The 21,101-nt window shown below is 65.9% G+C and carries 23 protein-coding genes; 11 read left to right on the top strand and 12 right to left on the bottom strand.

What is annotated here, in order from left to right:
• Positions 1–51 precede the first annotated feature (51 nt).
• From C5E41_RS11600 to C5E41_RS11610, 3 genes are read right to left on the bottom strand one after another with little or no spacing between them, the layout of a single operon-like run.
• On the bottom strand, positions 52–867 hold the full coding sequence (locus C5E41_RS11600) for an ATP-binding cassette domain-containing protein (protein WP_104375793.1): 816 nt from the start codon (positions 865–867) through the stop codon (positions 52–54).
• Positions 864–1,913 (bottom strand): ABC transporter permease, encoded by a 1,050-nt coding sequence (locus C5E41_RS11605; RefSeq protein WP_104375794.1) that lies wholly within the window; start codon positions 1,911–1,913, stop codon positions 864–866. Before C5E41_RS11605 ends, C5E41_RS11600 begins: the two co-directional genes overlap by 4 nt.
• 13 nt (positions 1,914–1,926) lie before the next feature.
• Positions 1,927–2,952, bottom strand: coding sequence for a sugar ABC transporter substrate-binding protein (locus tag C5E41_RS11610; protein ID WP_104375795.1), 1,026 nt, complete (start codon positions 2,950–2,952; stop codon positions 1,927–1,929).
• Between the two features lie 151 nt (positions 2,953–3,103).
• Here C5E41_RS11610 and C5E41_RS11615 point away from each other — a divergent pair, with 151 nt between their 5' ends.
• The 5 genes from C5E41_RS11615 (at position 3,104) to C5E41_RS11635 (ending at position 5,572) form a co-directional block, all read left to right on the top strand.
• Positions 3,104–3,595 carry a MarR family winged helix-turn-helix transcriptional regulator gene (locus tag C5E41_RS11615; protein ID WP_104375873.1) on the top strand — a complete coding sequence of 164 codons (492 nt, stop codon included), beginning with the start codon at positions 3,104–3,106 and terminating at the stop codon, positions 3,593–3,595.
• Positions 3,596–3,690: 95 nt separating this feature from the next.
• A complete protein-coding gene (locus C5E41_RS11620; RefSeq protein ID WP_104375796.1) occupies positions 3,691–4,251 on the top strand; it encodes a carboxymuconolactone decarboxylase family protein in 561 nt (186 codons plus the stop codon).
• An 82-nt stretch (positions 4,252–4,333) separates the two neighbouring features.
• Entirely contained in the window at positions 4,334–4,750 is a 417-nt protein-coding gene (locus tag C5E41_RS11625) for a PPOX class F420-dependent oxidoreductase (protein WP_104375797.1), read from the top strand.
• 90 nt (positions 4,751–4,840) lie between these two features.
• On the top strand, positions 4,841–5,116 hold the full coding sequence (locus C5E41_RS11630; protein WP_146097519.1) for a hypothetical protein: 276 nt from the start codon (positions 4,841–4,843) through the stop codon (positions 5,114–5,116).
• Positions 5,117–5,254: 138 nt separating this feature from the next.
• A complete protein-coding gene (locus tag C5E41_RS11635) occupies positions 5,255–5,572 on the top strand; it encodes a hypothetical protein (protein ID WP_146097520.1) in 318 nt (105 codons plus the stop codon).
• A gap of 51 nt (positions 5,573–5,623) precedes the next feature.
• Here the strand turns inward: C5E41_RS11635 and C5E41_RS11640 are convergent, their stop codons facing one another.
• The gene (locus tag C5E41_RS11640; RefSeq protein ID WP_181063204.1) at positions 5,624–6,373 is read right to left on the bottom strand and encodes a TetR/AcrR family transcriptional regulator; all 750 of its coding nucleotides are present in this window, start codon (positions 6,371–6,373) and stop codon (positions 5,624–5,626) included.
• A gap of 103 nt (positions 6,374–6,476) precedes the next feature.
• On the opposite strand from C5E41_RS11640, the gene C5E41_RS11645 reads away from it, so the two are divergent.
• On the top strand, positions 6,477–7,163 hold the full coding sequence (locus C5E41_RS11645; protein ID WP_219823138.1) for a hypothetical protein: 687 nt from the start codon (positions 6,477–6,479) through the stop codon (positions 7,161–7,163).
• 62 nt (positions 7,164–7,225) lie between these two features.
• On the opposite strand, the gene C5E41_RS11650 is transcribed toward C5E41_RS11645, so the two are convergent.
• Positions 7,226–7,855 carry an ArgP/LysG family DNA-binding transcriptional regulator gene (locus C5E41_RS11650; protein WP_258080905.1) on the bottom strand — a complete coding sequence of 210 codons (630 nt, stop codon included), beginning with the start codon at positions 7,853–7,855 and terminating at the stop codon, positions 7,226–7,228.
• Positions 7,856–7,904: 49 nt separating this feature from the next.
• On the opposite strand from C5E41_RS11650, the gene C5E41_RS35720 reads away from it, so the two are divergent.
• Both C5E41_RS35720 and C5E41_RS11660 read left to right on the top strand, forming a co-directional pair.
• Complete coding sequence (locus tag C5E41_RS35720) at positions 7,905–8,960, top strand: LysE/ArgO family amino acid transporter (protein ID WP_104375876.1); 1,056 nt, start codon at positions 7,905–7,907, stop codon at positions 8,958–8,960.
• Between the two features lie 181 nt (positions 8,961–9,141).
• Complete coding sequence (locus C5E41_RS11660) at positions 9,142–10,659, top strand: HNH endonuclease signature motif containing protein (protein WP_104375800.1); 1,518 nt, start codon at positions 9,142–9,144, stop codon at positions 10,657–10,659.
• Between the two features lie 389 nt (positions 10,660–11,048).
• On the opposite strand, the gene C5E41_RS11670 is transcribed toward C5E41_RS11660, so the two are convergent.
• Complete coding sequence (locus tag C5E41_RS11670) at positions 11,049–11,444, bottom strand: hypothetical protein (protein ID WP_104375802.1); 396 nt, start codon at positions 11,442–11,444, stop codon at positions 11,049–11,051.
• Between the two features lie 236 nt (positions 11,445–11,680).
• On the opposite strand from C5E41_RS11670, the gene C5E41_RS11675 reads away from it, so the two are divergent.
• The 3 genes from C5E41_RS11675 to C5E41_RS11685 all read left to right on the top strand — a co-directional run bounded on the left by C5E41_RS11675 (position 11,681) and on the right by C5E41_RS11685 (position 14,623).
• Positions 11,681–13,027: a helix-turn-helix domain-containing protein gene (locus tag C5E41_RS11675; RefSeq protein WP_104375803.1), complete on the top strand. Its 1,347-nt coding sequence runs from the start codon at positions 11,681–11,683 to the stop codon at positions 13,025–13,027.
• Positions 13,024–13,617 carry a GNAT family N-acetyltransferase gene (locus C5E41_RS11680; RefSeq protein WP_104375804.1) on the top strand — a complete coding sequence of 198 codons (594 nt, stop codon included), beginning with the start codon at positions 13,024–13,026 and terminating at the stop codon, positions 13,615–13,617. The genes C5E41_RS11675 and C5E41_RS11680 overlap by 4 nt, the downstream gene beginning before the upstream one ends.
• A 121-nt stretch (positions 13,618–13,738) precedes the next feature.
• Positions 13,739–14,623 carry an HNH endonuclease gene (locus tag C5E41_RS11685; RefSeq protein ID WP_104375805.1) on the top strand — a complete coding sequence of 295 codons (885 nt, stop codon included), beginning with the start codon at positions 13,739–13,741 and terminating at the stop codon, positions 14,621–14,623.
• A gap of 413 nt (positions 14,624–15,036) precedes the next feature.
• On the opposite strand, the gene C5E41_RS35725 is transcribed toward C5E41_RS11685, so the two are convergent.
• The 6 genes from C5E41_RS35725 to C5E41_RS11725 all read right to left on the bottom strand — a co-directional run bounded on the left by C5E41_RS35725 (position 15,037) and on the right by C5E41_RS11725 (position 20,998).
• Positions 15,037–15,528, bottom strand: coding sequence for a hypothetical protein (locus C5E41_RS35725; RefSeq protein ID WP_308706048.1), 492 nt, complete (start codon positions 15,526–15,528; stop codon positions 15,037–15,039).
• A 38-nt stretch (positions 15,529–15,566) separates the two neighbouring features.
• Complete coding sequence (locus C5E41_RS11700; RefSeq protein ID WP_258080907.1) at positions 15,567–16,370, bottom strand: DUF1460 domain-containing protein; 804 nt, start codon at positions 16,368–16,370, stop codon at positions 15,567–15,569.
• A 109-nt stretch (positions 16,371–16,479) separates the two neighbouring features.
• Complete coding sequence (locus C5E41_RS11705) at positions 16,480–17,535, bottom strand: tetratricopeptide repeat protein (RefSeq protein WP_181063205.1); 1,056 nt, start codon at positions 17,533–17,535, stop codon at positions 16,480–16,482.
• Positions 17,536–18,149: 614 nt separating this feature from the next.
• Positions 18,150–19,511, bottom strand: coding sequence for a DUF2252 domain-containing protein (locus C5E41_RS11715; protein ID WP_104375810.1), 1,362 nt, complete (start codon positions 19,509–19,511; stop codon positions 18,150–18,152).
• 129 nt (positions 19,512–19,640) lie between these two features.
• The gene (locus tag C5E41_RS11720; protein ID WP_104375811.1) at positions 19,641–20,444 is read right to left on the bottom strand and encodes a hypothetical protein; all 804 of its coding nucleotides are present in this window, start codon (positions 20,442–20,444) and stop codon (positions 19,641–19,643) included.
• A gap of 17 nt (positions 20,445–20,461) precedes the next feature.
• Positions 20,462–20,998, bottom strand: a complete 537-nt coding sequence (locus C5E41_RS11725; protein WP_104375812.1) for a lipoprotein LpqH — start codon at positions 20,996–20,998, stop codon at positions 20,462–20,464.
• Positions 20,999–21,101 lie beyond the last annotated feature (103 nt).

Raw genomic sequence — 21,101 nt, forward strand, 5'->3', positions numbered from 1 at the left:
AGAGGGTAACCGGCCCCCCACCGACAGTCCAGCGCTCGCGTCCGCCGCCGCTCACTCCGGCAGCGGACGACGCAATTCATGTTGCAGCGCTTCCAGTTCCGCGCCGCCGGCCATCTGCCGGGTCAGTTCCGGAAGGTCGATCTGCGACTTGTCGTAGCCGCCGAGTGCGCGGCCGCGCCGCAGCAGCAGGAATCGGTCGCCGACCGGATACGCGTGATGTGGATTGTGCGTGATCAGCACGACTCCGAGGCCGCGATCCCGGGCCTGCGCGACATAGCGCAGCACCACGCCGGACTGTTTGACGCCGAGCGCGGCGGTCGGTTCGTCGAGGATGAGGACCTTCGCGCCGTAATGGACCGCGCGGGCGATCGCCACACACTGCCGCTGCCCGCCCGACAACGTGCCGACCGGCTGTTCCAGATCGCGAACCTCGATTCCCATGTCCGACAACGCCGTCCGGGTGATCTCGCGCGCGGTCGCTCGATCCAGCAGGCGCAAGGGCCCGACGCCCCTGGTCGGCTCCGAGCCGAGGACGAAGTTGCGCCAGACACTCATCAGCGGCACGACCGCCAGGTCCTGGTAGACGGTGGCGATACCGCGGTCCAATGCCTCGCGCGGCGAGGCGAACCGGGTCGGCTCACCGTCGATGCGCAGCTCACCGGCATCGTGGCGATGAACGCCGGCGAGGATTTTGATCAGGGTCGACTTCCCGGCGCCGTTGTCGCCGAGTACGCAGGTGACCTCCCCGGCCCGCACGACCATCGAGATGTCCGCGAGGGCGACGACGCCGCCGTAACTCTTCCCGATATTCACCGTCTCGATCAGTGGCGTGGATGTGGGCTGCGCCGCCGTCTGCTGAGAAGTCATCGGCGCAACCTTTCCGCGCGCTTGGCGAAGGCGTTGTTGACCAGAACCGCGGCGAGCAGCAGCACCCCGAGGAAGAGCATGAACCAGTCGCTGTCCCAGCGCGCGAACACGATCCCCTGCCGGGCCATGCCGAAGATCAGCGCGCCGATGGCCGCGCCCAGCACCGATCCGAATCCGCCGGTGAGCAGGCAACCGCCGACGACCGCGGCGATGATGTACTGAAATTCCAGCCCCACGCCCTGGTTCGCCTGCACACTCGCGAACCGCAGCAGATTGCAGGAGCCGACGAGCCAGCCCGCGAGGGCGGTGCCCATGAACAGCAGGATCTTCGTCCGCGCCGCCGGCACACCGACGGCACGTGCGCTGGGCAGCGAACCGCCGACCGCGTAGATCCAGTTGCCGAAGCGGGTGCGCACCAGCACCACCGTCGCCACCGCGGTGACGGCGATCCACCACAGCACCGAGGCCTGGACGCGGGCGTCACCGAGATTCGTCGTCGCCGCGAAAACCCAACCGGCCGAGGCGTATCCGGGCGCGGAACGGATTCCCGACACCTGCACGGTCCCCGTGACCAGCCGTGTGACGCCGAGGTTGAGACCCTGCAGCGCCAGGAACGTACCCAGGGTGACGATGAAACTGGGCAGGCCGGTGCGCATCACCACCCACCCGTTCAGCGCGCCGACCACGAGCGCGAAGAGCAGCGAAACGCCCAGCGCGAACCACACGTTCCATCCCGCGTGTACCGCGAGCATGGCCGTCACCAAGGCTGTCGACGCGGTCATCACCCCGGCGGACAGATCGAATTCGCCCCCGATCATCAGCAGCGCCACCGCGACGGCCATGATGCCGAGCGTCGAGGCGTCGTCGAGCCAGGTGGCTACCCCGAGGGGGCTGAGGAACCGGTCGGTGATCACGGCGAAGAAGACGAATACCACCAGCGCGCCCAGACCGGCGCCGATTTCGGGCCGCACGATCAGCCGGTTCAGCAGCGGCGGCCGGATCGCGGCGGGAGCGGTGGTTTCGGAAAACGTTGCGGTGTCGGTCATTACAGCTCCCTGCTCAGCGCGTGCCCTGCGCCACGAGGGCGGCGATGGCGTCGACGTTGCTCTTGTCCACGAAGGCGGGTCCGGTCTGCACCGGCATCCCGCCCCCGACCGTGTTGAGATTGCGCCGATACAGCTGCAGCATCACGACCGGCAGATATCCTTGTTCGTACTGCTGCTGGTCGACCGCGAACAGCAGGGTTCCGGCCCGGATCGCGCTCACCACATCGGAATTCAGGTCGAATGTGGCGACGCTGGCCCGGGAGTGGGATTCACGCACTCCGTCGACCGCGCGGGCGGCGATCTGTGAATTGAGGGTCAGCACCGCGTCGATCGAGTGGTCGGCCTCCAGCGCTCCCTTGATCCGCGACTGCGCATCGGCCGGGTTGTTGATGTCGACCTGCAAGGTGGTGGCAGTGCCGCCGAATCCGTCGATCGCGCCGGCGCAGCGGTCGTTGGCGCCGATATTGCCGGCCTCGTGGATGACGCAGAGCATCCTGGCCCGGCCGGCCTCACGCAGGCGTTTGCCGGCGGCTGTCCCCGCCTGTCGCTCACTCTGCCCGACATGTCCGATCGCACCGGCGGCCGCGCTGTCGGCTTCGCCGGAGTTGATCGTGACGACCGGAATTCCCGCCGCGACGGCATGCTCGACGGACGGGCGCAACGCCGGCGGATTGGCCATCGACACCACCAAACCGTCCACATGCTGCGCCACCGCGTTGTCCACCAGCTTGGCCTGCTCCCCCGGATCCCCCGAGGAGTTGTATTCGACCCGGATGCCCAGATCCTTACCGGCCGCCTCGGCGCCGTTCTTCACCACGTTCCAGAACGCGTCGCCGGGGCTGCCGTGCGTGACCACGGCGACAGAGCTCAGCGGAGCCGTCGAAACCGTTGCGGGAGTGTGTGATTCGGAGACATCGGCGCCGGGCCCACTGCACGCCGCGAGGATCGCGGTGAGAGCCAGCCATGGCCCGAGCCGCCGTACGAAGCCGCGCCGCCGCGCGGGAGGACGGACGGGAATCCGGTGTGGCCGTATGGTCATCGCGCCTCCGGGCATTCGACAGAACAAGGCGGGCACTCGTTCCGGAGCACTCCAGGTGTATTGAACACCACCGGACCGGCCGCGACCGGTGACACGCGTCCATGGGTGGCGCCTCGCGTGGGCCTTGATCGCGGCGACTACCCTCGTCAACATGGTTGTCGGAAAACGCGGGAGAGCCCCGATCGACAGCCCCGGATTCGAGCTGCCGCTGCTGCTGTTCGCCGGGTTCCGCTCGCTCATCGACGAGTTGCACGCCGAGCTGGCGGAGCGGGGGCATCCCGACATGCGCCCGGCCCACGGATTCGCGATGCAGGCGATCGGAGTGCACGGGGCGACGGCCAGCGAAATCGGCCGCAAGCTGGGCGTATCCAAGCAGGCGGCGGGCAAGACGGTCGAGAAGCTGACAGCGCTGGGCTACGCCGAACGTGGCGAGGATCCCGACGACGCCCGGCGCAAGATCGTCTGCCTGACCCCGCGCGGGATCGACGCGCTGCGGCAGTCGGCCGAGATTTTCGAGCGATTGCGACGCCGCTGGGTGCACGAACTGGGCGCCCAGCGCGTGCGCGATATGGAGTCCGCGCTGCGCACGATGGTCCCACCGGAAGCGTTCCGCCTCGACGTCGCGGGGTGGCTCGGGAGCTGACCGGCTCCGCCCAGGCGACCGTCGAGGCTTGCCCAATTGGACAACCTGGTTTACCGTTTAGACAACCTGGTTGTCTAACTCGAACGGATCGACTCATGCATTTCCCCACCCACACCCTCGACTCCGCACCCGCCGAGGCCCGTCGCACGATGACCGCGACCGCCGCGCACGTCGGCTACCTCCCCGCCGCGGTGGCGAAAATGGCGACCTCACCACGACTGCTCGACGGCTTCATGAAACTCAACGCCCTGTTCGAAGGCAGCACCCTCGACGAACTGTCGCGCGAGGTGCTGGTGATGACCATGGCCACGCGCAACGAATGCCACCTGTGCGTAGCCATGCACACCGCGAAACTGACCGAGATCGGCGCCGACCCGGAACTGATCACCGCGCTACGCGAACAGCGCCCCCTCCCCGATCCCCGCCTGGCCGCACTCCAGGAGTTCACCCTCACCGTCGTCGAAACCGCGGGCAACGTCCCCGACGAGCGAGCGAGCGAATTCCTGTCCCACGGCTACACCACCGAACAGGCCCTCGAGGTGGTGCTGGGAATCGGCACCTACACACTGTCCACGCTGGGCAATCGGCTCACCGCGGCGGCACTGGACCCCACCCTGACCGCATTCGCCTGGTCGGCGGGCCCGCACACAGCCTGACAACTGATTGCATGAAGTGGCCGACCAACCGACCCCGCACACCACTTGACCTCAACCGCACTCGAGCTCTTAGCGTAGCGACATGACTTTCACCGCGGCCGAACACACCTATCTGACCTCCCAGTCGCTGGGCCGGCTGGCCACTGTGACGGCGGACGGGCGGCCACAGTTGGCGCCGGTGGGATTTCGGGTGAACGAGGACGGCACGATCGATATCGGCGGGCCGAGTCCGAGCGCGCAGCGCTACCGCAATGTGCGGGGGAATCCGAATGTGAGCCTGGTCGTCGACGATATGACGCCGGACGATCCGGCCGAGGTGAAGCCCGGCTGGGGTCGCGGAGTGGAGATCCGCGGCGTCGGCGAGATCCTCGATGTCGACACGCCGCCGGTGGCACCGACATGGTTCGCGCACACCATCATTCGCATTCATCCGCGGCGGATCCGGAGCTGGCATATCGATCCCGCGAATCCGGACGGCGAGGCGCGGGATGTGAGCTGAGCTCTTCTCAGCCCTGGGCGTATCGCGGCCGTGACGTTCCCACCGAAATCGGCGAAGGTTGCGGGACAAGCGAGTTGAAAGGGGCTGGTCGTGTTCGCGACTGCCACGTCCATCCGGATACGCCGAATCCTGGCCAGGACGGCGATAGCGGGCTTGATTCTGATCGGCATGGTCACCGCGACCACCGGGCAGGGGTCGGCGCAGGCGCCGGCGAGCGAGCCGAGTTCGGTCGGCTGGTACTACCCGGAAGTGACGCCGTTCGATCCGATACCGCTGGACTACCTGTACGGCCGGAATTCGTGGTATCGGCCGTATTACTCCTGGTATAGGCCCGTTTACCCACCGGGCTGGTTCGGCAGCAGCTGAATCGCAGGACTGGGGGTCAACCCCGAGTCCCCGTCATCCTCGCGACCGATTCGGCCCTGAACCTCGTGCCACCACCCGTGACGCGGTGTCCGATTTGCGAGAGACTGCGTGCGGTGTAACTGATTGGAAGGATTCACCGTGATTGCCAGAACCGAACATCGCACCAAGCGCACGGCGGCGCGAATCGCCGTTGCCGGCGCCATCGTGGCGGCGCCGCTTGTCGCGCTTGCCATTCCGGCCCAGGCCGACGTCGTGGGCGCCCCGGCGGCCACCGAGATCGCACATCCGGGTCACGGGCACGGCCCGTGGGACGGCCGCGACCGGGGCGACTGGGACCGCCGCGGCGATTGGGACCGCCACCACCGCGGCAACGACTGCGACCCGTGGGACCGGCACGGCAACGGCTGGAACGGTTTCCGTCGGGTCGTTCCGCCGGGGTGGTTCGGCAGCAGCTGATCGGCAGCTGATTCGCGGCCCGGCGCCTCCACGGCGCCGGGCCGTTTGTTGTTATCGGCTGTTCGCGGCTATGGTCGCCGCCACGCCGTCGAGGACCAGATCGAGACCGAAAGTGAAGTCGGAGGCGGGGTCGGCCTCGGCGGGCTGGATGGCGTCGAACAGGCCGGAGTCCAGCAGTGCGGCCATATCGGGCAGCCGCTCTCGATCCACCAGTGCGCGCAGATTTCGGCTGTAATCGTGCAGGGCGCCAGCGGGGTCGAGATCGGCTGCCGCGATGGCGCGTTCGAGTTGGCGGGCGGTGACGAACGCCTCCCGGACGTATCCGCTGACCACCATGATGGCTCCGACCTTCGCCGGCCAGTCCAGCGCGGTGTCGCGCAGTGCGCGCAGCCCGGCGTCCATCCAGGCCACGGTGTTCGGTCCGCTCGGAGGTCCGGTGATCGGCAGCTCGGTGAGCCAGGGACGGGCGCGGTGCCTCTCCAGTTGCGCGAACGCCCAGGCGCGCAGCATCGAACGCCATGAGCTGCTGGGCAATTCGGGTGGCGCCCCCATTCCGGCATCGGACATCAATCCCAGCAGTTCGTCCTTCGATCCGATGTGGCGGTAGAGCGACATCGGCGTAACACTCAGAGCCGCAGCGATTTTCGGCAGCGTCGCGGCGGCGAGACCGTCCCGGTCGGCCAGTTGGACCGCCGTCGCCACCACCCGATCCACATCGAGTGCGGCCGGACGGCCGAGTTTGGTGTCCACCGGCAGCCGCCACAGCCGGGCCAGATGGTCGGGCACCTCCCGAGCGGTCATCAGCGCGCATCCCGTCGTCGAATAGTCATCCTTCCCGAGTTTAGTATGGTCGATATAGTATAAGTCATATACTTACTGTTGCCGCCGATCGGAAGGACGATCCGTGCACACCGAAACCCTCCGCCGCACGGCGGGTATCGCCGCTGTCTGCGGCGCCGCTCTCATGCTTGTCGAACTGCCGCTCTACTTCGTCTACGACGGCCCGCCCCCGGACTGGAACATCCTGAGTCGCGGCCTGATCGGACTCGTCGGACTGCTCGGCGTGGTGGTGTTCATGTCGACTTTCGGCCACCTGGTGAAGGCCGCCGATCGACGCTACGAATGGCTCGGTTCACTGGCCTCGATCGCCGGTTTGATGTGGGCCACAGTCGCTTTCGTCTCCATGGGCCTCGAGATCGGCGCCACGATCCAGGCGCCCGAGCCGATCGATCCCACTGTCACCGTGTCCGGCACCTATGTGCTGTACGGAACGGTCAGCCGGCTCCTGACCGCCCTGTTCATGACCACAGCCGCTGTCACGATTCTGCGCACGCGGATTCTGCCCGCGTGGGCGGGGCGGTCGGCCGCGGTCCTGGCAGTGGTGAACGTGGCGTTCGCACCGTCGATGTTCTTCGGGAACACTCCGGCGAACTTCTACGCGGCGAACGGATGGGGCACTACCGCAACGGTGTCCGGGTTCACGATCATCTGGTTGCTCGCGGCCGGGGTCGCGTTGCTCACCTCAGCATCGCCGAAAGCCGTTCCCGCCGGCGACGGCTCGCGGACGGCGGCACCGCAGTTGATCGACTGACGAAGCCGCCTAGACATCGGGGCTCGACTTTCGGCACGGAAAGCCGTGCGGGTGGCATCTTTTCACTGTCGAAGATAGTCGGCCGCCGCCATGCCGATCGTCTGCGCGACGAGCGCGAGGGCCGGTACGTCCAACTTCCACTGCTGCCAGTAGAGCGGCACATCGACCCACTGCTCCGGTGCGAAATTCCGCAACGCACCCGAACGCAGCAGTGGGTCGGCGTGCGTTTCGGGGACCAGTCCCCACCCGAGCCCCGCGACGATGGTGTCGCGAAAGCCTTCCGAGGTGGGTACGTAATGCCGGAACCGGCTCGCACCCGCCCTGCCGGAGGTGACGGTGCGGACGTAGCGATCCTGCAGCTCGTCCCGGCGATCGAAAACGATGACCGGCGCCTCGGGAAGCCGCTGTTCCAGAGACCCTGCTGCGAAATGACGCTCGACGAATTCCGGGCTCGCGACCGGCAGGTACCGCGCCAGACCCAATAGCCGTGCCGTACATCCGGTCACCGGTTCGGCCAGCGATGTCACCGCCGCCATCACCGTGTCCTCCCGTAGCAGTGCGGCGATGTGGGATTCGTCCTCGCGATGCAGATCGAAGCAGACCGGCGGATCCTGCGGCACCTGCGACAGGGCGGGCAGGAACCAGGTCGCCAGCGGCGTTGACCGCGATGGACAGCGTGGTGGACTCGGCATCTCCGGCGATCCCCAACTCTCGTTGCGCCGCCTCCTGCAATGCGGCCAGTTGCCGCGCGAAACGCACGACCGCCTGGCCGGATTCGGTGCCGGCTTATCCCTGATCGTGGCCATCGGCGCGCAGAACGCGTTCGTCCTGCGCCAGGGCGTACGCGGACAAGCCGTCGCGGCCGTGGTCGTCATCTGCATCGCCTCCGACGCCATTTTGATCATGTGCGGTGTCGGCGGTCTCGGCGCGCTGGTCAGCGCGTATCCGGCAGCACTGACCGTCGCCGGACTCGCCGGCGGATGCTTTCTGATCGCCTGCGGCGCCGTCGCGGCCCGCCGCGCCACCGCCGCACTCGCGACCACCGGCGATTCCACCGCGTCCCTCCGCACCGCGATCCTGGTCTGCCTGGCGATGACCCGGCTCAACCCGCACGTCTATCTGGACACCGTGCTGCTACTCGGCTCGGTCGCCGCCGGGCCCGGATCGTTACGGTGGGCCTTCGGCGTCGGCGCGATGGTTGCGAGCGGAGTGTGGTTCGCCGGGCTGGGCTATGGAGCTCGGCTGCTCACGCCGGTGCTGTCGCTGCCCGCGGCGTGGCGAGTGCTCGATGTCTTCGTGGCGGGAACGATGGATGTTCACGCTCGGGGTGGTGCTGTTGACGCAGCTCACGTGAGGGCCCGCCCCGCTTCACCGAGCGGCTCGCGGCCCGTTTCCGCACGTGCCCCGCAGTACGCTCGACATATGAATCCCGAGGTGAAAACGGATGAGCTCGCGCGGGTGATCGCCGACTACGACCTCGCCCACCTCATCACCGTCGGCGACAATTCCCTTCCTCGCGTGGTGCCGGTGCATCCGGTTCCACACTCCGGCCGACTGCACGTGCCCGCGCCCGGCAGCCATACCCGGGACAACGTCGCGGCCCGCCCGGCGGTCAGCCTGGTGTGGGCGCCGCGAGAACCGACAGGTTACTCGTTGATCGTCGATGGTCTCGGCACACTGGAAGACGACCGGCTCGTCATCGCGCCCACGCGGGCGATCCTGCACCGCGTCGCCGCACCCGGGCAGGCATCCGCCGAGGACGGTTGCGGCAACGACTGCCGGCCTATTCCGCTGTAAGCACCGTTCGACCGCTGGGATTCACTGAGCGTTGTCGACACAGGGACCTCGAGTTCCACTGTTCAGTGCGAGCGAATCCCCCTGCGACACAATCTCTTTCGGTCACTTGTTCAGAATGAGTTCCGAAATCCACACAGGCCGAAGAGGTGCACACCCCACCCCTTCTTGATAGAATTCGAACATGCATTCGAACGCCGGGGAGGACGCCGAGCAGGTCACGAGACCGCTGCTCGCTGCTGTTTCCCAGCTGTTCGAACGTTCACTGATACCGCTGTCGGATGAACAACTGATACAGGCGATGCGGGATGTGGAACGTTGCGCGCGCCGACTGACAGCGATGCAGCATCGACTGCTGATCGAAGCCGAGGAACGATCCCTGCCGTCCCGGACCGGCGCGAAGACGGTGAAGCGGTTCCTGATGGAGACGCTGCGGATATCCAGCGCCGATGCGGGCAGCCGCGTCAACTCGGCGCGCTGGGTAGGCACCTTCCACGATCTCGACGGCGAGGTGCGAGACCCGCAATTGCCCTGTACCGCAGAAGCTTTGGCGCACGGTGAGATTTCCGCCGATCACGTGCGGGGGATCGCGCAGGTCATGAACCGGGTGCCCCGAGGCGTATCCGACGCAGACCGCGAAGCCGCGGAACAACTGCTGGCGGAGTTCGCTGGATCCGGCTCGCCGGATGATATCGGGAAGGTCGGCGACCGAATCCTGGCCTATCTCGATCCCGACGGCCGCCTCACCACCGACCAGGATCGGGCCCGAATGCGAGGCATCGTCGTGGGCCGGCAACGCCCGGACGGCATGTCCCCCGTGCGTGGCGAAATCGACCCGGTGCTGCGCGCCCTACTGGACCCACTCCTGGCCAAGTACGCACGCCCCGGCGTCTGCAACCCGGAGGACCCGAATAGCCCCGCCGTCGATATCGACACCGCCGACCCGGCGATGCTTGCCGAGGCAGCGCGATCCGATCACCGCAGCGCCGCCCAACGCAACCACGATGCCCTCACCGCGATCCTGCGCTCCGGCGTGATCGCCGAAGACCTCGGCCGCCACCGCGGCATGCCGGTAACCACCGTCCTGACAATGAAACTCGAAGACCTGGAAAAGGATTCGGGCGCCGCGACCACAGCAACCGGCGGCGTCGTCCCCATCCGCGAGGCACTGCGACTGGCCGAACGATCCCGCCCCTACCTGGCGATCTTCGACCACGCCGGACTCCCCCTGCACCTCGGCCGCATGAAACGACTCGCCTCCCCAACCCAACGCCTGGCCTTGATCGCCGCCCTGCGCGGCTGCTCCCGCCCCGGCTGCGATGCTCCCGCCAGCCTCTGCGCAGCCCACCACATCCGCGACTACGCCAAAGGCGGCCCCACCGACATCACCAACCTCGTCCTAGCCTGCGACGCCTGCCACGCCCTGATCCACGACGGACCCGGCGGCTGGAAAACCGTTGCACAGACCGAGCTTTCCCCGTTCCCGGGCCGCACCGCCTGGATCGCACCCGAACACATCGACCCCAGTCGGACACCCCGCATCAACCACCGCCATCACCCCGACGAACTTCTGGCCGCGATACTCACGCGCATCCACCTGCGCGATGAACAGGAACGACTGCAACGCCGACAACGCGAACGCGAACAGCACGAGCGTTGGTTGCAGTCACGTACGCGTCCACCCGACACCAGCGCGGCCTGACACCCGACCACCGGCCGGGCGCACGGCCGTGCGCGAAGCAGGCCGCCCATTCTCACAGCCGCCGGGATCGGTCCGGCCTCACCCGCCCGGCGGCCACGAGAGTCCTCATCGCTACCGCCTTCGCGGCGCACAAACCGGGATCACATTCCAAATGCAGCTGCATATCCTCGTGCGCCTCCAACACCGTCGGCACCGATGACCGGGCGGAATGCGTCAAGGAGACCCACAGGATATCCGGCCGCACAACAGCTTTCACAGCAGGACGTGCAGCTTCGCCGAACCCCTGATCGCCCCCGACATCCGGCCAAGCACAGGAGACACCTGCCACCGCCAACGCCGCCACACCGACAACCGTCGCCACCGATACGACCAACCCCCAGCCAGATATCTCAATCACCCAACTCGACCCTCGAATTACGCGGAGCCGGCTCCGAAGGAATAGTGGGGCGCGCCCGCGCATAGGTAACCTCCGGCTCAACCGCCTCCACATCACATGCGGCGCAGACAATTCGGAGCCGCTCCCCGAGATGCTCCACGCTCGGAACCACAACCGCCGCCACGTTGTACCCACCGATCCGATCGAGCAACCGCATGATCGGATCATCGATATCCCCAGCCGTCCGAAACACCACCCGCACCAACGCGTACCCCAACTTCACCGCATGCGCGAGCACCAACTGCTCATTCGCCGGCCACCCCGGCAAGGTCCGGTCGATATAGCCGAGAGCGCGAGGCGGTCCCTTCGGCAGTTCACCCGACGCCACATAAGCGGTAGGAAGCGTCATACCGACCTCCCCAAGAACACAATGAGATACATTCGGCTCCTTCGCTTTTCGTTGGCAAGCACCCGCCGCCGAGGAACACCGCCGGTCGTAGATGGCGTCGCAGATATCCGGACATCGACCCGGCGGCGGGGCCGATTCGAGCTTCACGGAGAAACGACGCAAACCGAAGGCATGGAACCGCACCGAAGTAATACGCTTCCGCTACTGGCCGTTGAGGGTGTCGATCGGGGGCAAGGATGATCGTCAGCACATGGACCGGCGCGGAGGTACGTGCTCTTCGCACGGTCGCACTTCGACTTACACAGGAACAGTTCGCGGAACGGCTGGGGTTTCAACCGCCGACCATCCGCAAGTGGGAGAGGGCAACTCATCAGCGCCCGGTGCGCGGCGATTCGGCCGCGGCGTTGGATGTGGAGCTGTCCCGACTCACCGATGAGCAACGCGATCGCTTCACCGTCGCCATTGCACCTGACGAGCTACCGCACCGTCCTGTTCGCGACACCGAGATTCCGACCCGCACAACAGATAACCTGGGTGAGCACGATGAGCTGAGCACCTACGGAATCGAGGACGAGGTGAAGCGGCGTGAATTCGGAGTGTTCATGGGTGTCGCTGCCCTGACGGTAGCCACCGACTCTCGCTTTTCCCACACCGTCGGGGTAAGCGACGCCCGGCGGTTGGCCGAACGCGTAACTGAACTCGCCCAGCGCGAGCAGGCTGTCGGCGGCACCCCTCTTGTGATGACCGGCCTCCGAGACCTCGCGATCGCCAAGCGGCTGCTCGAAACCGCCGCCTTCTCCGATCGGGCTGGATGCCTGTTCATGAGCGCCGCCGGCGAACTGGCAACTATCACCGGATGGATGGCCTATGACGCCGACCTTCACCCACTCGCCCGCCAGTGCTACGCCGACGCGTTCGCGCTGGCCAATCAGGCTGGTGACAACGATCTGACAGTCCACGTTTGCCTGAATGCCGCACATCAATCGATTGCACTCAGTCGAACCGGAGATGGCAGCCCGCACCGTGCACTCACCCATCTGGAGCGCGCACGCCAACTCACTCATGGCCGACCGCCCGGCCGAATTCACGCCCTGATCGCGATCCGCGAAGCACTAGCTCACGCAATCCTGCGCGACAAGGAGGCATTCGATCGTGCAGCTGCGACCGCGTGGCGCGAACTGGACGCCGCCATCGCTCACGAACCGCTTTCCGAATGCCCGCGATGGCTGCGATTCGTGAACGCGAGCGAGATTCGGTCACAAGAGGCCCGGGGGTTGGGCGACCTCGGCGAGCCCGAGAAGGCACTGGCCCTGCTGGTCGCCGACGAAGACACAGTGGAGGCCGGAATCCGTAATCGTGCCAATTACCGCGCGGGTTTGGCCGCAGCACTCGGCCAGACGGGCGACGTCAACAATGCCGTGGGGAAAGGCCTTTCCGTCCTGACCGAACTGGAGAGCACCGTATCCTCCACACGCACCCTTCGGTTGCTGGCCCCTGTCCGCGCGATCGCCGACAGCATCCCGGATGACGAATTCGCCCGACGCTACGACAACCTTCAGCGCCAAGCGATCGGTGCCTCATGAGTGTCGACCAACCCTCGATCGACGGCCTGGCTTTCCAGCACTACACGGCCACCGAAGCACGAGCGGTCCGAGACCAAGTCGAGCAGATCTTCCGAGATTCCTACGCCGACGCCATCGAATCCGGCGAAGAATTCGAAGCGCCCGAAGCATTCATGCACCGCTTCGCCACTTATACCGACCCGAGCCGAGGCCAGGGCTTCGAGTTGGTCATCGCGCGACTCGGCAACGAGCCGGTGGGACAAGCATGGGGCTGGCCGCTCGGCCCGGACACTCGATGGTGGTCAGGACTAGAGCTCGACGCGGGCGACTTGGCGACTTTCACGGCAGAGAGCGGCAACCGCACCTTCGCGCTCAGCGAGATCATGGTGCGCAAGAAGTTCACGGGTCGAGGAATCGCACGCGTACTACACGACGAATTGCTCAGCGGCAGGCCCGAACAACGTGCGACCCTGCTGGTCCGACCCGATAACACGCGCGCTTACCGCACATATACGAGGTGGGGCTGGGCCCGTGTCGGCACTCTCCGCCCAACATGGCCCGATGCCCCCAAGTTCGATGTGCTGATCTACGAGCCCATGCAACACGGATAGGAGCACACCGACGACCCAATGCCGACTTGCCAGCCGAGATCAGATGCGCCCGAACAGTTCTGCGACGAACCTGTGACACGGAAGATCAACAACGCCGAACCGAACATGGCACACTTCACTAGTGGATACCACCTTCGAACAGGCCCTTCGCGAGGCGATGTTCCGTCACCTCGATGAGTTGGTACGTGAGACGGGTGTCGTCACCCGAGACCAACTGTGGGACTTCATCGTCGATGGCAAGGTCCATCGTTTGATCGATCGGAACCGCGGAATCCGAAATCCGGCGGAAATGAACGCAACGCTGTCAATCCTGTCGGACCCCAAGAGCAGCTACTCGGACGAAGAAGTGGGCGAATCACTGTTCGCCTACGCATACCGCGAGGGCAGCATCAACGGCGACAATCGCAAACTGAGGCGCGCCTACGAGCTCGACTTACCCCTGATCCTGCTACGGAAGATTGAGGATGGCCTGTTTGTTCCCGTCTACCCCGTCTATGTGGTGGCAGACGACCAGGAAAAACGTCAGTTTCTGATCGCCCTGGACGAAAGCCTCCGTAGGCTCCCCGATCCGACACACCCAGACGAGATCGAACGGCGCTACATCGAACGAGTCACAAAACAACGCCTTCACCAGCCCGAGTTTCGAGCGCGGGTACTTAATGCGTACAAGTACCAGTGCACGATCTGCAACCTCAAGCTTGGTGAATTGCTAGATGCGGCACACATCATCGCCGACGGCAAACCGGACGGCACGCCGACAATCGACAACGGCTTGAGCATGTGCAAAATCCACCACGCCGCTTACGATTCCAACTTCCTGGGCATCTCACCCGACTACGAGGTACGAATCAATCAGAAGCTCATGGACGACGAGGACGGCCCCATGTTGCGGCACGGACTACAGGAGATGAACGGCCGCAAGCTTCTTGTGCCGTCACGACGACAGCACCAACCGTCTCGGGACCGACTTGCCGTGCGGTACGACGAATTCAAAGCCGCTAGCTGACCAGAGGCGGTGAAGGCAGTTATACGGACTGTCCAAGAACCGTTCACAAAATGAGGTCGCGCGTGAGCCCGATCATCAAGAACGCCGCAGTGGCGGGCGCCGATAAGGGCGTCTGCCTGCCTCCGACGTTAAGATGTTGATGCCCGACCAATCGCTGTGTCGAGCTTCTCCAGAATCGGGAGAAGCTCCTCAACGACCTTCCATTCCTCGATAGGTTCAGTAAGGGTGCGAGCGCATCTAATCCGCATATGCGCAGCAAGGTTGCGTTTGTCCGCAATCGTATCGAACCGGCTGAATATCTCTACATCAAGCTCGGCATCGCGAAGCCTCATCGACAATATCCATCTTCTCGTATCTGTCTCTAGCGTTTTCGATCACTCCTGGTATCGAGAAGTCGGCCCATTCCAATGGAATTACCCCACTCCCACGAGTGACCGCGTGCCAAATAATGAGACACTTCGCGGCACGATTCGAGTGGCCTCTGAGATGCTCCTCGACAGCAGCGGCTGTAGCATCAAGGCAGCGCTTCTCGACGTACTCCTCCAAGTGAACGCTTGCCAGAACCCGAAATCCCAATGCTCGATCGTAGTCCGCAGAATTATAATACCTATAAAGAAGTCCGGGGTCAGAAAATCGGATTTTCCACTGGCAGAGAGGAATACGTTGGTCTCCGATTCGACGCGCCAGCACGTATCCGGCTGGTTCGACATGTCTTTTCGGGCACAAGGTTCGAAAGCGTTCGTCACGCGCCGGGTGAAGCTGGTGCTCGGCAGGTCCGCGCCGCACCCACACCACTCGTCCAGCCACAGCTCGATCTGATCGGCGATCCCCTCAGGCAGTTGCTCCAATTCCTCCCAGGTCATGTATTCCGGGAGGTCCGGGCGTTCGATCCGCGGCAGGGACATAGGGCCCATGGTAGGCCGTCGCCAGGTCGGGCCGAGTTCTACGCTGGCTGCGGTCGTAGTACCACAATGCCAGGAACAGTCTGCAAATACTCCCCCAGCGGCGTGTCCACCACTCTGTTGTTGGCGGCAAGTGACGACGCGTTTCGGAAGACCGGGCCGCTCGGCGTCTTGATGAGGATTCCGACGTGGGTGACGTCGAGGCCGGGTTGGTCGGCGTAGGCGCCGATGTAGTCGCCGGTTCGCAGGCCGCTGGTGACATCCTCGTCGACCGCCGCACTGGGGATGTAGGTGATGTCGCGGTCGACCACGGGGATGCCCGGGAGATAGACACCTCCGTCGCCCTTTGCGTTGAGGTGTTTGGGCACAGTAATTGCGGCGGGTGTCAAACTTGCGGTGATGTCGGTGGCGGCGACGTCGGCAACTTGCGCCCAGTCGGTGAAGAAGTGTTTGCGGTGGGTGTAGTCGACTTGGGCGGCGGCGTAGCGGGTGTCGATCAGGTTGGCTTCGAAGCGGTTTCGGTCGGTGGTTCGGCTCAGGGCTTCTACGTAGTCGAGGAAGGTGAAGCAGTCCACTTGGCGGAAGTCGGCGACGAACTGTTCGGGCTGGGTTGCCGAGCCGATGAGGGTGTTCGCGGCGTAGGGGGTGCCCAGGAATTGTCGGGACAGCAGGTCGAGGAGATCGCCTTTGCTCGCTCCGGTCGCGCCGGCGCGCAATGCGACCAGTTCGTCGATGCGGTGGGAGGTGGTGTCGTCGATGGCGGCGTCGGCGCTTGCGCGCGCAGGCAGCAGGAGTGCCGCGGCGACCAGGACGAGCAGAACCGGCAGTATGCGGGTGGAGCGCAAGACACCTCCCGGGTGACGAGTGGAATGGCCGGTATCCACCGTAGACCAGGCGGCGGCCGCTCCGGACTGTACTGTTCTGATCAGGGGCTGCCGATCGGAACGGGACTTGTCACCGCACGGGAGTAGGGCCGGGCTCGCCCACGGCGGCGGCTCTGCGCCTCCAGGTTTCGGCCGCATCGACACGGCCTGCCATCGCGAGTAGGTAGGCCAGACCGGACATCGCGCCGGGGTGGCCGACGTCGGCGGCTCTGCGCCACCACGTTTCGCCCTCATCGGTTCGTCCTCGATACTCGAGGAGGAACATCACTCGAGGATGACCGGACTCGGCGGCGCGGCGTAACCACGTTTCGGCGTCCGTCATGCGGCCAGCCTTCTCCAACGCTATGGCCAAGCCGCACATAGCGACGGGGCGTCCCGCCTCGGCGGCTTTGCGGTACCACCACTCGCCCTCCTCGGACCGGTCCGATTCCATCAGCAGTGCAGCCAGGTTGAACATCGCGGCCGGATGTCCGGCTTCGCCGGCCCGCCGATACCAGGTTTCGGCGTCCTCCGACATGCCCGCCTCCTGCAACGTGATTGCCAGGTTGAACATCGCCTTGGGGTGACCGGCGTCGGCGGCTCGGCGATACCAGGCCTCACCTTCCTCGATCTGTCCCTGCTTCTCCAGCAGAACTCCCAGCGTGGTCATCGCGCCGGTGTGACCGGCGTCGGCGGCCTTGCGGAACCACTCAACGGCACATTCCGCACGTTCCGTCGCCTCGAGGAGTAGGGCAAGGTTGTTCATCGCCGTCACGTAGCGGAGGTCGGCGGCGCGTCGGTACAGGGCTTCAGCCTCCTGCACACGCCCCGCGTCTTCAGCCGCGACGGCCCGGTCGAACAGAGCGGCGGCGGCGGATCCTGTCGACTCCTCCGCTCCGGCAAGCGCTGTGCCCGGATGTTCCAAGGGCGCCGCCTCCACCCCGTGCACCGCGCGCAGAACGCGCAGGGCCGCTGCTCCCAACGCCCGATCACCCGCCGCACCGGCATCGTCGAGATCCTCGGCCAGCGACGCCTTCTTGGCTTCGGAATGCGGCTTCCGCTCCAGCGCCGAAACGTCGACCTCCGGATATCTATCGACGATCAGCCGCTTCACATCGCCACAGGAATCCGTGACCTGTTGTGCCACACCATTTTTAGAGCTTCCCGACGCTATCGCAGAGACCACGAGCGTAATCACGAAGTTCATGTCGAGTCCTCCCGCCTCACCCCACGATCAGTATTGCCGAGCCCACCGACAACTTCGCGGGAGCGAGTCGCCCGACGTCGGTCTGCCGAAGGCGCTCGGAACCTCGGACGGGCGAAAGGGCGAGGACCTGCGCGGCGCGGAGAACTCGCGGACTCGTTCGGCGCGTTCCGCGACGGTGCCGAATTTCGTTGGCGGCCATCATGACCCAGCGGGCACGCTCTTCTGGCCGGTGCTGCGGGCGAGCTACCGCGTCGACGCGCCGGGCCTCAGCACGGGTTCGGCGTGATCCGGAAATGGTTCGGTTCGGCGTCGTCCGGCACAGCGTCGGCCGGGGACCGTTGTCCCAGAGCACACTAGAGTCCGCCCGGCATGCGGGCGAGTAGCCGACTGCCCGGGGAGATACAGGCTCCTGGGCCCTCGCCGCGCACACCGATACCGACCGGCCACCGATTGCAGATCCAGCCGCGAGCCGCCAGGTGGGCCCGATGTCGAAACCGGTCCCTCGTAACAAAGCCACAGTAGGGGTGGTCGCGCAGGAACGCTCGTCGGCGACCTCAGTACGCGTTCGCCGCCGCCTCCACCCGACCGGAAGCAATAGCGCGCACCAGTTCTCGATGATCGGCCGCCGTCTGATCTGCATATGTGAGCGCGAAGTGCGTCATCGCCTTGTCGAAGGCCTGTCCCCCGCCGAGATAGTCGGCGATCGCGATACGGTCACCGGACCGGGCGTGCGCACGGGCGAGGGTAGCGCCGCACAGGGCGGCATATTCGCCCAGGCCCGAACGGGTCATGTTCTCGATGTCGGCGCTGCCTTTCATGTCACGCAGTTGCCGCGCATAGAAGTGGCGACCTCCCGGGCCGGTGGTCCAGCCGAGGAAGATGTCGCTCGCGGTTTGCAGCAAGCGCTGTCCGTGGACCACCCGGTGACCTTCCTGATGGAACACACTCGGCGCCAGATGTGCGGCCAGCACCGAGGGCTCGGCCTCCTTCACCTGAAGGAACAGCGGACCACCGGTTTCACGATCGACCAGCAACACGACATAACACCGGGTGCCGACGCTACCGACGCCGACCACTTTGCGGGCGAAATCGACAATGCGGTAGCGGTTGACCAGGACGCGCCGCTCCTCGGGCAGCGTCCGGCAATAGTCGGCGAAGACCTGGTCCACGGCGGCGCGCTCGGCCGGCTCCCCGGGGACCAACAGCGGGGGCTGGAACCGCATGCGCGGCTCGCCGCCGGGCCCGGGTTCGGTCAGTTTGCGCAATGCCTGCAGGCTGGTGCGTTTGCGGGCGGCGTCGATCCTCATCGCAACCTGCTTGCGTTGCTTGGGATTTCGCACCAAATCGGTCAACGTGTCGGCGTCGACCTGCTCGTACCAGACGTCGAGCGAATCGAGTCCGGCCAGGCGGCGCATGCACTCCCGGTAAGCTGCTGCGGCGGTACGCGCGAGCTCGCGGGCGTCGGCGTCGTCGTACCCGTTGGCCCGAGCGGCGACCGCGACACTGGCCACCAGTCGCTTCACATCCCATTCGAAGGGACCTGGCAACGTTTCGTCGAAATCGTTGAGACCGAAGACGAGCGACCGTTCGGGTGACGCGAATACTCCGAAATTCGACAGATGCGCGTCCCCGCACAGCTGGACGGTCAACCCGGTGCGCGGGATCGTCGCGAGGTCGGCGGCCATGATCGCGGGGGCGCCGCGCAGGAACGAGAACTGCCCAGCCGCCATCCGGGCGTAGCGAATCGGTACCAGCTCGGGCAGCCGGGTCCTCGCCTGCCGCTCCAGGATCGCGATCGGATCGCGATCGGGGGCGGGACGGAATTCGCCCAGCGACGAGCGGGGAACGGTGGCGCGCACCGCACGTCCCGTGGAGCGGGGTGCGTCGGAAACGGGGTCGGCCACGGTCTTCGTCATCCCACAAGTTTTGCCCCGGAACGCGTTTGCGGCAACCATTCGGCGAACACCGTGATCCGCTTGCCGCCGACACGACTGTGCCGCCCTCCGCAGCACTGGTTCCGCGAAGGGCGGCACACACCCTGGGGCTCATGCGTTGAGCGGAATCGCGATGACCACCTCCTGCTCGTTCTCCGGGAGGTAATGCACCTGCACAATCCGCCCCACCTGCACATTCGAGACGCTCGTCGGCGGGAGGAACTTCTCCGCGTGGGTGCTGAAGGTGCTGCCGTCGGGCCGGGTGATGGCGAGCCCGAGGTCGATTTTCGCGTAGCCGTTGCGGATTTCGCCGGGCACCGACAGCGACTGTACGACCGCCTGCGCGGCGACGCCGCGACCGGCGATATCGAGTTTGGCCCGCGTGGTCACTCCCTTGCGGATCAGCGATTCGTTCATCGCCTGCTGCGCCGAAGCGCTGTCGCCGGATCGGTCGACTTCCACCTTGTCGGTCCGGCCGGGCAGATAGCGCACCGGAAGCACGACACCGGGGCGCAGCAGGGCCAGTTCCGCGAGGGGCACGACCATCTTGGTGGTCGAGTCGAAGATCTCGCCCTGGACGCCCTCGACGCTGAACTCGATGCGCAGCTGTGGCTGATCGTTCACGCTCACCCCCGTCTCGCGAACCGACTTGACGGTCCCCAGGCCGAGCAGGCCATCGCGGAACTCCGCGCTGTTGCGGCCGGTGAGCGCCGACAGCACGCCCTCGCCGGTGAACACAAAGACCATCACCACCGTGGTGAACGCGATGATCGGCAGTGCCAGAAAACCGTTGAGCCAAGCGGCGAAACCCGGTTCCCACGGACTGTCGGCTCGATAGGTGAGCCCGTGCCAGAGGTAGACGCCGACCGCGAAGACCTCGAATGCGACGGCCCCGGCCCGTGCTGTGGTGCGCATGACGGTTCCTCCTCTGCTCAGCCGTTGACGATAGTGGGGCAGGCGAAGGTGAGCTCGAACTTCGCGGTGGCGGGGCCGGCCATCGGGTTGGCCATGTCCGGGGCGGCGACGCCCTCACCGGTGATCTTGTAGGTCTTGCCATCCTTGCTCACGGTGGCCGAGCCGCCGGGCTGGCCGTTGCCGAAGCCGACGGCATACGGCATACCGGAGGCGCCGCCCTTGCTGCCGCCGATGGCGACGGCCTGCACGGTGTCGCCGCCCGCGGTGAGGGTGGCACTGACGGTCAGCCGGCCGTAGGTGGAGTTGGCGGCATCGGTCAGTGCCAGTGCGAGGGTTCCAGCGTGCTGGGCGCAGGTGGTGTCGAAGTTCGCGCTCAGAGCCTTGCCGTCGACGAGGGCCGCCGACTTGCCGCCCGACGGGGCCTGGGTCGCGGGCGCCGCGGTGGTCGAGGCCGGGGCGGCGGTGCCGGAGTCGTCGCCGCAGGCGCCGAGGGCCAGGGTGAGACCGGCAGCGGCGAGGGTGGCGGCGGCGATCCGGATCTGCTTGGTACGCATGAGGTTCGTTCCTTCGTTCTCGGTGAGTCCGGCCTTGTGATCGGGCCGTTGTTCACAAGGTAGGAACGGTCCGCCGCCTACCGATCCCAGGTTTCGGACGCCG

The organism is Nocardia nova (assembly GCF_002933465.1).
Classification (GTDB): domain Bacteria; phylum Actinomycetota; class Actinomycetes; order Mycobacteriales; family Mycobacteriaceae; genus Nocardia; species Nocardia nova_B.